Source organism: Streptomyces sp. NPDC015130 (assembly GCF_043080005.1).
GTDB lineage: Bacteria > Actinomycetota > Actinomycetes > Streptomycetales > Streptomycetaceae > Streptomyces.
Map to the genome: position 1 here is coordinate 146,930 of NZ_JBIBVC010000004.1, position 12,281 is coordinate 159,210.

8 protein-coding genes and 1 pseudogene are annotated in these 12,281 nt (G+C 72.3%); 3 read left to right on the forward strand and 6 right to left on the reverse strand.

The window, feature by feature from the left end; genetic code table 11:
• Positions 1-91 precede the first annotated feature (91 nt).
• Together ACF08F_RS09280 and ACF08F_RS09285 are read right to left on the reverse strand one after the other, a co-directional pair.
• Positions 92-4,228: a LamG-like jellyroll fold domain-containing protein gene (locus tag ACF08F_RS09280; protein ID WP_392297901.1), complete on the reverse strand. Its 4,137-nt coding sequence runs from the start codon at positions 4,226-4,228 to the stop codon at positions 92-94.
• 105 nt (positions 4,229-4,333) lie between these two features.
• Positions 4,334-5,338, reverse strand: coding sequence for a helix-turn-helix domain-containing protein (locus ACF08F_RS09285; RefSeq protein ID WP_392297902.1), 1,005 nt, complete (start codon positions 5,336-5,338; stop codon positions 4,334-4,336).
• Positions 5,339-5,471: 133 nt separating this feature from the next.
• Here ACF08F_RS09285 and ACF08F_RS09290 point away from each other — a divergent pair.
• Positions 5,472-6,493: pseudogene (locus ACF08F_RS09290) on the forward strand (saccharopine dehydrogenase NADP-binding domain-containing protein).
• A 249-nt stretch (positions 6,494-6,742) separates the two neighbouring features.
• Here ACF08F_RS09290 and ACF08F_RS09295 read toward each other — a convergent pair.
• The 3 genes from ACF08F_RS09295 to ACF08F_RS09305 all read right to left on the reverse strand — a co-directional run bounded on the left by ACF08F_RS09295 (position 6,743) and on the right by ACF08F_RS09305 (position 10,143).
• Positions 6,743-9,076 carry a collagenase gene (locus ACF08F_RS09295; protein WP_392297903.1) on the reverse strand — a complete coding sequence of 778 codons (2,334 nt, stop codon included), beginning with the start codon at positions 9,074-9,076 and terminating at the stop codon, positions 6,743-6,745.
• A 254-nt stretch (positions 9,077-9,330) separates the two neighbouring features.
• The gene (locus ACF08F_RS09300) at positions 9,331-9,513 is read right to left on the reverse strand and encodes a hypothetical protein (RefSeq protein ID WP_392297904.1); all 183 of its coding nucleotides are present in this window, start codon (positions 9,511-9,513) and stop codon (positions 9,331-9,333) included.
• Between the two features lie 27 nt (positions 9,514-9,540).
• Positions 9,541-10,143 carry a GPP34 family phosphoprotein gene (locus tag ACF08F_RS09305; protein ID WP_392297905.1) on the reverse strand — a complete coding sequence of 201 codons (603 nt, stop codon included), beginning with the start codon at positions 10,141-10,143 and terminating at the stop codon, positions 9,541-9,543.
• A 224-nt stretch (positions 10,144-10,367) separates the two neighbouring features.
• Here ACF08F_RS09305 and ACF08F_RS09310 point away from each other — a divergent pair, with 224 nt between their 5' ends.
• Positions 10,368-10,994 (forward strand): hypothetical protein, encoded by a 627-nt coding sequence (locus ACF08F_RS09310; protein ID WP_392298253.1) that lies wholly within the window; start codon positions 10,368-10,370, stop codon positions 10,992-10,994.
• 54 nt (positions 10,995-11,048) lie between these two features.
• Here the strand turns inward: ACF08F_RS09310 and ACF08F_RS09315 are convergent, their stop codons facing one another.
• Positions 11,049-11,504, reverse strand: coding sequence for a hypothetical protein (locus ACF08F_RS09315; protein WP_392297906.1), 456 nt, complete (start codon positions 11,502-11,504; stop codon positions 11,049-11,051).
• Positions 11,505-11,649: 145 nt separating this feature from the next.
• Between ACF08F_RS09315 and ACF08F_RS09320 the strand changes: the two genes are divergently transcribed.
• Positions 11,650-12,222: a GNAT family N-acetyltransferase gene (locus ACF08F_RS09320; protein ID WP_392297907.1), complete on the forward strand. Its 573-nt coding sequence runs from the start codon at positions 11,650-11,652 to the stop codon at positions 12,220-12,222.
• Positions 12,223-12,281: the final 59 nt, after the last annotated feature.

Below are 12,281 nucleotides of genomic sequence, written 5' to 3' on the forward strand. Positions count from 1 at the left end.
GCATCGGGACGGCCCGGTCCATCGCGTTTCTCCGATCCAGCGTTCGGTCAGCAGTCAGCAGTCAGCAGTCGGGGGGCGGGTGTTCGGGTGTTCAGAGCCGGCGCAGCAGGTGCCCGAGCGTCATGTCGACGGTCTGGCCCTCGCACGAAGCGTCGGTCGAGTCGAAGCGCTCCCCGGTGGAGGTCACCCGGCAGCGTCTGAGCTCGTAGCCCGTCTCGTCGGGCAGCGCCCGCGTCCGGATCCATCCGAGCAGCCGGACCGGCCGAGCCCCCTCGCAGTCCGCCGCGAGGGAACTGAACGCGTCCGACCCGTCGAGGCAGGCGTACAGCGGCCGGGTGTCGGGCCGCTCGACCAGCGAGAGGACACCGATGCGGCCCTCCGCCCGATAGCCGGCGGGAACACCCCCCACGCTGCTCCAGTGATCGCCCGGCCGGTCCGGCTGGACGTGGCGCACCAGCGGTGCGTACGCCCGCACATGGCCCAGGAGAAACTCGGTCTCCTGGCCTTCGCACCCCGGGTGCCAGGAGTCGAAGTGCTCGCCTGCCGGCGTGCGGCACCGGTACAGCGCCACGGTCGCCTCGCCGACCGGCGCGGTCCGGTACACCGGCCCGAGGACGGCGAGCCGACGGTGGCCCTCGCACCGGGCGTCGACGGAGCTGAACTGGTCCTCACCCATCAGGCAGGAGTAGAGCAGCGTGGTGTCCGGCGCACCGACCGGTGCGAACCAGCCGAGTTCGTGCTCCATGTGGTAGCCGGGAGGGGCGAGCCCGCCGCTGCCGGGGCCGCCGGTCGTGACGTGTTCGCCGTTCTGACCGAGATAGCGGTTCAGCCCGTCGCGGGCGAAGGGCCGCCCCTCCTGCGGGTCCGCGGCCTCCTCCGCGATCTGGCCCGTGGTCCGTACCCCGGAGTGCACCCGGACGTCGTCCACCGATCCGGCCCAGTGCTCCGCCGCGGCTCCGCGCTCCTGGGCCCGGCCGATCCGCAGGGCCCCCGAGGCGTTCCAGCGCAGGCCGTCACGCCCCACCGCCACGAGCGTGCCGTTCACGTACAGCCGCAGCTCGCCGGCCGAGACGTCGTACGCCCCGGCGAGATGGGTCCACCCGCCTGACACCGCAGCGGCCGGGGCGGAGGCCTCGTACCGGACGGGGTCGTCGGCGTCGGACCCGGTGGTGGTGAACACCCACCGTCGGCGCGGTCCGTCATAGCCGAGCCGGAAGCCGCTGACCCGGTCCCCGTCCTGGCTCACCGCCGTCATCGAGGACGTGGCAGGCCCGCTCGGCCGGACCCGCGCGCTGACCGTGAAGCTCCCGTCCGTGCGCACCGCCGGCCCGGCGGTGCCGACATGGTCGTCGACGCCGTCGAGCGCGACCGCGCTGCCGCTCCCGTGCCCGGGTGCCCAGGCCGCGCCGTCCTGCGGATCGCCGTGCCGGCGCATGCCGGAGGAGTCCGCGGTGCTGTCGGCGGTGTTCTCCTCGAAGGTCCAGCGGCCTTCCTCGACGGACGGCCTGGTGGCCAGCGCGTGGACGTCGCTGTCGACCGCGACCCGGTCCCCGATGTGCACCCGGCCGTCGCTCAGCACGCGGTCGTAGAGCCGGACCTCGTCCAGCGCGCCGGGCCAGGGGTCGACCGGCGCGCCGTTGAACCTGCCGCGGCCGAGCTGTACCTGGCCGCTCGCGTGCCACCGGGAGCGGTGCGCGGCCTGTCCGGCGAACCGGCCGTCGACGTAGAGCCTGATCAGCTGTTCGCCCGCGTCGTACACCCCGGCGAGATGGGTCCACACACCCGCGCGCACGGGGATGTCCGAGGACACCCGGTCGCCGCCGAAGTCGTCGGTGTCCGACACCGGGACGGTGAAGGCCCACTGCCGGGTGTCGCTACGGTACTGCAGGTAGAACCCGCTGGCCCGGACGCCGTCCTGGCTCACGGCCGTCCGCCAGGGCCCGTCGAGCCGGTCCAGCCGCACCCAGGCGGCGACCGAGAAGCTGCCTCCGGTGTGCACGGTGGACCGCTCGCCCATGGCGAGGTGACCGGTGGCGCCGTCGAACCGCACGGCGTCGCCCTGCCGCCCGGTGGTCCAGCCCGTCGAGCCGGCCGTGAGGGTCCCGTCCGCTCCGGAGCCCACGGCGTCCGGGACGGTCGTCGCGGGCAGTCGCCCGTCCATCCGCCAGTGGTGCACCGGTGGAAAGCGGGTGGTGCGGACGAGGAAGTGGTACGTCGTCGGGCGGCTTTCGTTGCCGGCGCGGTCCACACCGACGACGTACAGGTCGTGCGGCTCGCCCCGGCCGGGCGTCACCTCCACCACGGCCTTCCCGTCGACCACCGGGACCTCCCGCGTCGGGGGAGTGACCAGCCCGTACCGGAAGCGCACGATGTCCGGATCGCCGTCGGCCGACAGCGTGAAGCCGCCGGTCCGGCCCACGCCGCCGCCCAGCTCGTCGGGCGGGTACACGGTGGAGGTGACCACCGGCTGTTTCCGGGGCGCCGTCTGGTCGACCGTCAGATCGCACCACCCGGACCAGGGGCCGTGCGCGCGGCCGTCCCAGCCGCGGACCCGCCAGCCGATCCTGCTGCCGTCCGTGAACGTTCCGGGCGGGATCGACACCGAGAACGGCGTACCGGACTCCTGCATCACCGTCGTACGCGCATCGACCCGGTGATCGCCGCGCACCCACCACTCGAACTCGGCGGCCAGGGCACCCCGGTCGGGATCCGCCACGGTGGCCCACAGGGTGGGGGTGGCGCTTCTCGTGTACGGCTCGTTCGGCTGCAGCCCGCAGCCGAGTTCCCCGACGGACAGCCGGTCCGGGGCGTCGGGGAGGGAGTTGTAGGTGACGATCAGCGACGGGTCGGTGCGGAACTTCTTCCAGGCGTACCTGTCGCCCTCGTCCTGGGCCCGCAGCATCAGCGTCACGAACGACCCGCCGCCCACGGCGTCGACCGCCGCCGGGGTGACGTCGAAGCCGATCCAGTTGGCCGGGCAGGACGACGAGTAGCCGTGTGCGACGTTGTGGGTGCCCAGGTGCCGGATGCCGGGGGGCTGGTTCTCCCAGGTCGTCCACGGCTCGACCACTCCGGTCTGCCACAGCTCGACGCCCCGGGGCGAGCACGAGGGCGCGTGGGACTCGAGGACGTTGAACTCCGCCCGCACCACCTGCTTCCCGGCCAGCGCCCGGAGGTCGTACTGGAAGAAGGACCGGGCGAGGACCGTCGGCCGCTCCCACGTGCTGTACCCGACCTTGGCGACGCCGTCGCCGTCCCCGAGCCAGTACGACTGGTTCCGGTAACTGTCCGGCACGCCGTAGACCAGCGCCCAGCCGCCCGGACCCGAGGACCACTCGGGGTCGATGGTGACCGGGTACCGCGTCCGAGGGTCGGTGAGCAACTCCCTGTCCGGGAAGAGGGTGAGGCTCGTGTCGGTCACCTTCACCGGCATCGTCGTCCGACGGCCGGTGGCGGCGTCCCTGCCGGGCGGGTTCGGACCGACCCCGCGCGTGTGCGGGTCGGCGAGGCCGTCCTCCCCCGCGTCCCACATCTGAGGCGCGGGCGCGCGGAGCGCCGGGCGCCCGCTGGTGTCGGTGGCGGTGAGGTTCCCCGCCGCGTCGGCGGTCACGGTGAGGCCCTCGGTCCGCAGTCCGAAGCGGAGCTCCGCCAGCGCAGGATGGCGCGCCGCGGACCGGTCACGTACGACGAGGACGTGTGAGAACCCGTCAGTGGTCGCCCGGACGCCGAGGTCCACGCCGGGCAGGACGTCCCGGTACGTGGCGGTGTCCCCGGTCAGTTCGGGCCGGGGCAGCGGCTTTGGCCAGCTCAGCTCCAGGAGTCCGCCGCCGGCCGAGAAGCGGACGAGCGGGCCGGTGCCACCGCCGGAGAAGGCGAGCGCGGTGGCGGCTCCCCTTGGCGTGACCGATCCGTCGGGTCCGGCGCGCAGGGTGGTGTCGAGAGCGCGCCAGCCGGAAGCGCCGCGGGCCCGGACCGGCCGTAGGTGCTGTTCGAGCGTGAAGGTTCCGTCCGGATTGGCGAAGACCTGCCCCGTCGCCGTCCGTTCGCCGAGCACCTCCGCCCGACGGCCGGTCGACCGGGCCGCCGCCGAGGCGCTCGCGGCCGTGGAGTCGCCCGGGACTTCCGCTGCTTCCGCTGCCGCGGTCGCGGGCAGGGACTTCGGGCCGACGACGAGGAAGACCAGCGTCAGCAGGAGTACATGGATGAGACAAAGCCGAACCCTGCGCATACCGGTCCTTCCCGCCCGCTCGAACTGGTCGAACATTGTTGTGACGACTCGTCACTCAACGTAACAGAGGCGGACTGGGAGTGAGTGCATTGTTCCCCAAACCACTCATTTCGGCGAATGTGACGGCTCGGTCTGCGGTCCGAGGGCCGGACCGAGGTGCGGGAGGACGCCGAGCTGCGTGCGGAAGGTGCGGCGGTACGTGTCCGGCGGGACGCCGACGGTCCGGGCGAAGTGGCGGCGCAGCGTCGTGGCCGTGCCCATGCCGGTGGCCGTCGCGATGGCGTCGACGGTGTCGTCGGTGGTCTCCAGCAGTTCCTGTGCGTGCCGGATGCGTTGGGCGAGCAGCCACTGCAGGGGGGTGGTGCCGGCGACCGCCCTGAAGTGGCGCCCCAGATGGCGCGAGCTCATCCCGGCCCGGCGGGCCAGGTCCTCCACCGTGAGCGCCTGGTCGAGGCGCCGCAGCACCCAGGGGAACAGGTCGGCCAGTGGATGGTTGCCGGGGGCGGGCACGGGTGTGGTCACGAACTGGGCCTGGCCGCCGTCGCGGTGCGGAGGCACGACCAGGCGCCGGGCGATCGTGTTGGCGACGGCCGAGCCGTGGTCGAGGCGGACCAGGTGCAGGCAGAGGTCCATGGCGGCGGCCTTGCCGGCGGAGGTGAGCACGCTGCCGTTGTCCACGTACAGGACGTCGGGGTCCACCGTGACCCGGGGGTGGCGCCGGGTCAGCTCCTCGGTGTGCGCCCAGTGAGTGGTCGCACGCCGGTCGTCCAGGAGCCCGGCGGCGGCGAGCACGAAGGCACCTGTGCAGAGGGAGGCCACGCGGGCCCCCGCCTCATGGGCCTCGCGCACGGCGTCGACGAGTTCGGCCGGCGGGTCCCGGTCGACGTCGGCCCAGCCGGGGACGATCACGGTGTCGGCCCGGCGGAGGTGGTCGAGGCCGTGGTCGGGCTCCAGCCGGAAGCGGTCGACCCGGACCGGTCCCGGACCGCACAGCGCGAAGTCGTACCAGGGGTCGACGATGTGGGTCAGGTCCGCGCCGAAGACCTCGATCGCCAGGGACAGTTCGAAGTGGAGCATGCCGTCGGTGAGGGCCAGGGCAACAGTGGTCACGTCCGGAAGTGTACGGGTCGTGTCGTTCCGGACACTCGTGTGAAGGGTCGTTCCGCGCCAGGATCTTCATGACGGAGAGCGGTGGGTCCCACACGGATCCGCCGCGGAGCACACGGCACGGAGGAGCGGGTTCATGGGATCGGGGCAGACGGTGGCGGTGTTCGGCGCGTACGGCCACACCGGGCGGTTCGTGGTGACGGAGCTGGTGGCGCGGGGTTTCGTCCCCGTGCTGTCCGGCCGCGACGCGGTCAGGCTGAAGGCGCAGGCGGGCGAGACCGGACTGGACGCCCGTCCGGCGACCGTGGACGACCCGGACTCGCTCGACCGCGCGCTGGCCGGGACCGCCGCGGTCGTCAACTGCGCCGGACCCTTCGCCTCGACGACCGCCCCCGTGATCGAGGCGGCCCTGCGGGCCGGGATCCCGTACCTGGACGTGGCCGCCGAGCTGGAGGCCAACCTCGACACCTTCGCCCACTTCACCGACCGGGCAGGGGAGGCCGGCGCGGTCGTCGTCCCCGCGATGGCCTTCTTCGGCGGCCTCGGCGACCTGCTGACCACCGCGGCCATGGGCGACTGGAGCGAGGCCGACGAGGCGCACATCGCCTACGGCCTGAGCAGCTGGCACCCCACCGCCGGGACGCGGCTCTCCGGCGCGGTCTCCCGGGAGCGGCGCGGTGAGCGACGCCTGCGCTACACCGGCGGCCGGTGGGAGTACCGCACCGACGCCCCGCCCACCCTCGACTGGAGCTTCCCGCAGCCGATAGGCACCCGGCCCGTGATCGGGGAGTTCACGATGGCCGACGTGGTGACCGTGCCCAGCCACCTCTCCGTCCCGGAGGTCACGACCTACATGACGGCGGACGCCGTCCGTGACATCGCGACCCCCGACACGCCCGCGCCGACCGCCGTCGACGGGAGCGGGCGGTCCGACCAGACGTTCCTCGTCGAGGCGGTCGTACGTCGTGGCGGCGCCGGGCGGTGGCCCGGGGGCAGGACATCTACGCGGTCACGGCCCCGCTGGTCGTCGAGGCCCTCGAACGCGTCCTCACCGGCCGCGTCCGCACCCTCGGCGTCGCCGCCGCCGGCGAGATCTTCGACGCCGTCGACTTCCTGCACGCCCTGACTCCGCACGTCACCGTCGAACTGCCCGCGTGACACAAGGCTGTCCCGACCACGCGACGGCCACCGGAGAGGCACGACACCATGACTGCACGGACGACAGAACAGACGACCGGACGGACGGCGGCGGCACCGCGCGGCGACACCTTCCACGTGGCCTGGCTGCACGTGCCCCTCGGAGTGGTGATGTTCGCTCTGAGCACCTTGGTGCTGGGCCGGTCGCCGGCTCCTCGTTCGCCGGTGCCGGCGGGCTGAGTGCGGCCCGGTCGGCACCGGCGAACCGGCTCACTTGGCCTGGGTGGAGAGGCTCACGCCGCTGAAGTCCTGCGTGGCGGCGAGGCTGAAGTAGACCCAGCCGGACGGCGGGTTGTCGATCGTCAGCGTCTCGCCGTTGCCGGCGTTGGTGGACTTCGCCTGGTAGCTGCCGGTGGTGGCCCAGCTGCCGCCGCCGTAGTACAGGTCGGCGTTGCCGGTGCCGCCGCTGCTCGTGATGGTCAGCTGCTTGACGCCGGCCGGCAGGTACACGAAGTGGTAGCTGTAGTTGCCGGTGGCGGCCGTGAGGTTGTCCCGGCGGCAGTTCTGGTCGAACTGGCGGGGGTCACTGTGGGTGCAGAGCGGGGCGGCTGCGGCCGACCCGGCCTCCGGCAGCGGACCGCAGTCGGCGGTCGCGCAGGTGGTCGTCAGCCAGGTCGCGAAACCCGCGTCGTAGCGGGTGCCGATGGTCTGCTTCAGGAAGGTGCGGGCACCGGTCCAGTCACCCGCGCGGTACTTGGCGAGCACGGTGCCGACGTCGGCGGGGTGCGCCTGGAGCATGTAGCGGACCGCGAGGAAGCCCCAGCGGTAGACCCGGCTCGCGTTGACCTCGGGGTCCTCGTCCTGTCCGTAGACGGTGTCGAACAGCTCGCTGAGCTTGTACGTGCCCTTGCGGGCCTCGGCGATCGCGTCCGCGTTGCGCTCGTTGCGGTAGCCGAACGAGATGTTCTCGGCGATGCCCTCGACCCACCAGATGGTCGGCGTGGTCATGCCCGCCTCGAAGTCGCCGTGCATGTTGTAGCGGCCGTCGAGGTAGTGGGTGTACTCGTGGTTGAGGTTCCAGATCTGGAAGTCCGGGCGCAGCCAGTGGGCCTCGTGGGCGATGAAGCGGGCCTGGTTGCCGGCGGCTGCCGGGTCGCCCTCCTCGTACATGCCGCCGTTGTCGACGTCGATGTTGTAGATGGCCCAGGCGTACAGCGCGTACTGGGTGTAGTCGTCGAAGACGACGACCTCGAGGTTGGTGTTCACGTCACCGGGGATCGCGCCCTTGTCGCCGATGATGCGGTGGAAGTACGCGTCCTGGTTGATCAGGCTGGTACAGGTGCTGGCCAGCTGGCCGGGGGACATGTCCTGGGCGCGGATCTTCAGGCCCGGGCTGCACGAGTGCTGGATCGGCAGGACCGCCGGGAGCACGCGCTCGCCCAGGTCGCAGATGGCGTAGGCCGCGCAGTTGCCCCGGTCGTACTGGCGCGTGGACCAGCCCAGGTTCATGGTGATCGGCGCGGTGGGGCCGACGTTCGGGTAGCGGTTGATCAGGTCCTTCAGCAGCGGCCGGAGCCGGTCCTTGAGCTCGGGCACGTCGAGGGCGTGGCCGAGGTGGCGGCCGACGTTGCTCACGACGTCCAGGCGGTTCAGCTGCGCGCCGTTGCGCGTGATGAAGCCGGCCCAGGTGTCGAGGATCGAGGGGTCGGCCTTGAGTGCGGCCCGCCAGCCGCGGCCGTCGTTCTTGGCCTTGAAGCCGTTCTCGACGACCCACTCGACGTGCTGCATGGAGAGGTTCATCTGGCCGGGCCAGGTGCCGTCGTAGCCGCCGAGCATCCACTTGACGACGCCGGCGTACCGCCCGGCCGTGTGGGTGCTGTCGATCAGCGTGACGACCTCGTTGAGGATCTCGCCGTTGGCGTCCGTGACGTCCTTGCTGCGCGGGGAGGCGAAGAACGCGTCCAGCGCACCGCGCGCCGCGCTGTCCAGCGCCGTGCCGTAGTCGCCGACGACCGCCGCGTTGTTGTCCTGCACGTAGTAGCCGGCGCGCAGGAACAGCACCAACTGGCCGATGGAGGCGTTGTTGTTGCCCGCGTACGTGGCGGAGGCGTCGCGCAGCGCGTTGGCGACGGTCACCATCTGGGCCTCGTGGAAGGCCTTGCGCGCGTTCTCACCGGTGAGGCCGAACAGCGGGTACGTGCAGTCGATCCGGGGGAGCGCCTTGAGCTGCTGGACCAGGGCGCTTCCCGTGGCGTTGACGACCCCGCCGAGGTCGGGGCACTCGACCGCGGCGGCGGCCGAGGACCGCTTGCCGGCCTTGGGTGACGTGACCTTCGGGGCGGGCGCCGGGCCGGACTCCTCGGTGCTGTCCTGCGAGGAGATCCGGAAGCGGGAGCTGTTGCTCATCGCGTCGGGTGACTTGGGCACCGGGATCGACCGCGGCGCCGGGGCCGCGGCTCCCTGTGAGGTCGTACGGGCCGGGGTCGTGGCGCCGGCGGAGGCGGCCTGGCTCTGCGGCGCGAACAGGCCGAGCGCGATGAAGAAGGCTGCGCCGAGCGCGGGCAGTCTGCGCGCGTTGGCTCTCGATATCCGGAACGGATGCATCTGTGGGGGCCTCCGGGGCCGTTGAAGCCGCGTGCCGGGAACACGCGACGATGATGTGTGACATGTAAAATTGCACAGCTGGCTACGTGCCGGAAGGGTTTCGGTCAGATTTATCGCGCGCCGCAACGGAAACGTTGTCAACTTCCGCGCCAGGGAGGCCTGGGACCCCAGGACCACCACCCCACCACGTACACGGAGAGCCGGGCCCCATTGGGTGGGGACCCGGCTCTCCGTCACCGGCGTGCGGGCACGCCTCAGTCGCTCTCCGCCGCGGGATCCCGGGACCCCCGGCGTCCTGCCCGCTGTTCCCACAGTGCGGCCCTGGCCGCGGCGGCCTCCCGCGCCAGTCGGTCGGTCAGCAGCCGCACCCGTGCCGCGCGCTCCGCGCCGGTCAGGCCGGTGAGGCCCAGTCTGGCGTCACGCTCCTCCTGGGACATGCACCCTCCCTCCGAACCGGTCGCGACTCACCCGCGCCAGAGGTTGGCGAAGGCGGAGTTCTCGATCGTCCGCCGCTGCCGTACGGCCTCCAGCTCCATCACCGCGTCGTGGACGGCCGCCACGACCGCCGTCACCGCCTCGTCACCGAGCCCGGGCGTCTCGTCGGAACGTTCGCCGATGCCCACGGCGGAGGCGAGGGCGGTCAGGACGGGCTCCTGCGCCTCCCAGCGAGCCGCCGCCCTGCGGCGGCCGGGCGTGTCGACCGGTTCCACGACGTCCTTGCCGAAGGACAGCAGGCCGCTGCGCTTCCGCGTCAGCTCGCCGTCCTCCTCCAACGCGGCCTGGTACGCCGCCGAAAGATCCTGGCCCCTGCGCCACAGCCACTCCTCCACGCGCTCGTGGGGCGGCTGTCGGGTGAGTCGCTCCGCGGCCTCGCCGAGCAGCTGATCGTCGAGCGTCGGTGACTCGCCCGGCACCAGGCGGTCACCGTCCACGGTGACGGCTCCCGAGCCGATCAGGTCGATCAGCTCGGCTCCCGCGAGCGCGAGCGACAGGTCGCCCTGCCCCACGGCGTGCTCGGGTCCCGGGTGGTCCAGCGTGATGACGAACAGGTCTTTCGCCGTGGTCATGAACGGCTCCCTTCGGAGGCATCGACAGAGGTACGTCCGCACCGGCCCGCCCCACCCGACCCGGCCCGCATCCGGAGCCGGCTCGTCGGCGGGGCGACACCCACGATCAGTATCGCTTCCGCCCGAGCGGCCAAATCCCCGTGACGGGACGGCAATTCCCGGACCGCCCGAAACGGGGGAGGCGGTGCGGGCGCGGATGGGGAACACTACGCCGGGTGATCGTGATGCAGCCCGTCCTGGAGATCTGGACCCCCGAAGGGTTCGACCTCTGGCCCGTCGCCGAAGTCGAGCCGTTCGGCTTCCTGCCGTTGGACGGCGCACTCACACCAGCCGAGGTCGGAACGGCGGTGATGCGCATCGCGGCCTGCAACGACCTCGACCCCGACGGCGACGACCGACCGCCCCGACCGGCCGACGCACGTGACGCCTTTCTCCACGGCCTGCTGACCTTCGACACCCTCTTCGCCGCCGGCGGCCTGCGGGTCACCGACACCTCCACGGGTGTCATCTTCCGGCCTGGCTGCTGCGACGGCCTGGAGGACTGGCGTGACTGGCAGGAGCTCGCCCGGAACGGGGGCGTGCTCGGCTTCGGCCACGATCCGGTGTCGCCGGTGGCGGAGCGCTTCGGCGACGACGTCCGGCTCACCGTCGACGCCGAGCAGAGCGACAGCCCGGTGATCGAGCTGCCCGTCACCGCACTCCGTCACCTGCTCGCCGGAGTCGAGAAGGACCTGGCCGCCTTCCTCGCCCTGGCGGCGGACTGGACCGTCCGGCATCTGCCGGACCGGCACGCCCCCGTCGCGGCCGCCCTCGCCCGCGTACTCGACCTGCCGGCACCGCCGCGGCCGTAGGACGGCGGTCCGGCGCGCAGACCTCCGAGCCCGGCATGATCCGAAAGGCAGGCTCTAAGCACAGATGCGCTTGAAGGAGTCGGCACCGGGCCGGGCGCGGAACTTCACCTCGTGCCCGGCGTCGTCGGTGAAGACGGCCTCCGTCCTGGACGTCACGGTCATCGTGCCTTGCTGGGTGGGGTTGCCCCACCCGTCGGGTGGGTTGCCCGAGCCGTCGGAGAGCGGGGTCACCGCTTCGAAGTAGGTCGAGCCGACACGGGCCTCGTCGATCCCGCAGTGCGTGTAGAGCTCGAAGGGCATCACCTGGAGGGAGGGTGTGGCCCGGTCCGACGGTGTGGCCCGGTCGGGCGTGGCCCGGTCGGACGGCGTGGTCCGGACCGGGGGAGCCGCCTGGGCCGGGGGTGTGGCCCGGTCGGCCGTGGTGCCCCTGTCGGCCTGGGCGACGCAGCCCGTGAGGAGCCCGGCGGCCAGGGCGAGGGCGATGACGATGCGTTCAGGTCTCACAGCCATGGCCCTTCGACGTTCGGGCCCGGCAGGCGGTTCCGTCGGCCTGACCGGGTGAATCCTGGGGCATGGTGCCAGCCAGGACACGGCCCGGCCGTCCCATTTGTCGAGCCGGTCCGGATCCTGACGCGTGTCGTGACATCGTGGCGGCATGACCCTCACAGTTCGCCCGGCATCGGTGTTCGAGGACGTCCGGGCCCTGGTCGGGCCGAAGTCCGCCGGCGCCAATGTCTGCTGGTGTCTGAGCTACCGGATCCCGTCCAAGCTCAACAACGAACTCCGTGGGGAGGCCCGTGGCGAGTACGTCGCCGAGCTGTGCCGCCGTCAGCCCCCGCCGGGGGTGATCGCCTACGACGGTGACGAGCCGGTCGGCTGGGCCGCCGTCGCGCCGCGCTCGGACACGTCCTTCGCCCGCAGCCGGACGATCCCGCACGTCGACGACCTCCCGGTGTGGTCCCTGTGGTGCATCCGCGTAAGGCCCGGTCACCGCAAGCAGGGGGTCACGCACGCGCTGATCGCAGGAGCCGTCGAGTTCGCCCGCTCCCAGGGAGCCCCGGCGATCGAGGCGTACCCCCTGGACAACGGGGACGCCCGGGTGGACACGACGATGGCGTACGCGGGGATACGGAAGAACTTCGAGCGCGCGGGCTTCACCCACGCGGCCGACACCACCTCGGTGCTGGCCGGACATCCGCGGGTCGTCATGCGACTCGACCTGCACTGAGAGAACAGCCCCGGACCCAGGCAGGCAGCTGCGTGCTCCTGGGTCCGGGCGGGTGCACC

Bases quoted from the DNA above. Each gene is read 5' to 3' on its own strand.
- ACF08F_RS09315 (WP_392297906.1), bottom strand. From the start codon at position 11,504: ATGGCTGTGAGACCTGAACGCATCGTCATCGCCCTCGCCCTGGCCGCC.
- ACF08F_RS09280 (WP_392297901.1), bottom strand. From the start codon at position 4,228: ATGCGCAGGGTTCGGCTTTGTCTCATCCATGTACTCCTGCTGACGCTG.
- ACF08F_RS09305 (WP_392297905.1), bottom strand. From the start codon at position 10,143: ATGACCACGGCGAAAGACCTGTTCGTCATCACGCTGGACCACCCGGGA.
- ACF08F_RS09295 (WP_392297903.1), bottom strand. From the start codon at position 9,076: ATGCATCCGTTCCGGATATCGAGAGCCAACGCGCGCAGACTGCCCGCG.
- ACF08F_RS09320 (WP_392297907.1), top strand. From the start codon at position 11,650: ATGACCCTCACAGTTCGCCCGGCATCGGTGTTCGAGGACGTCCGGGCC.
- ACF08F_RS09310 (WP_392298253.1), top strand. From the start codon at position 10,368: ATGCAGCCCGTCCTGGAGATCTGGACCCCCGAAGGGTTCGACCTCTGG.
- ACF08F_RS09300 (WP_392297904.1), bottom strand. From the start codon at position 9,513: ATGTCCCAGGAGGAGCGTGACGCCAGACTGGGCCTCACCGGCCTGACC.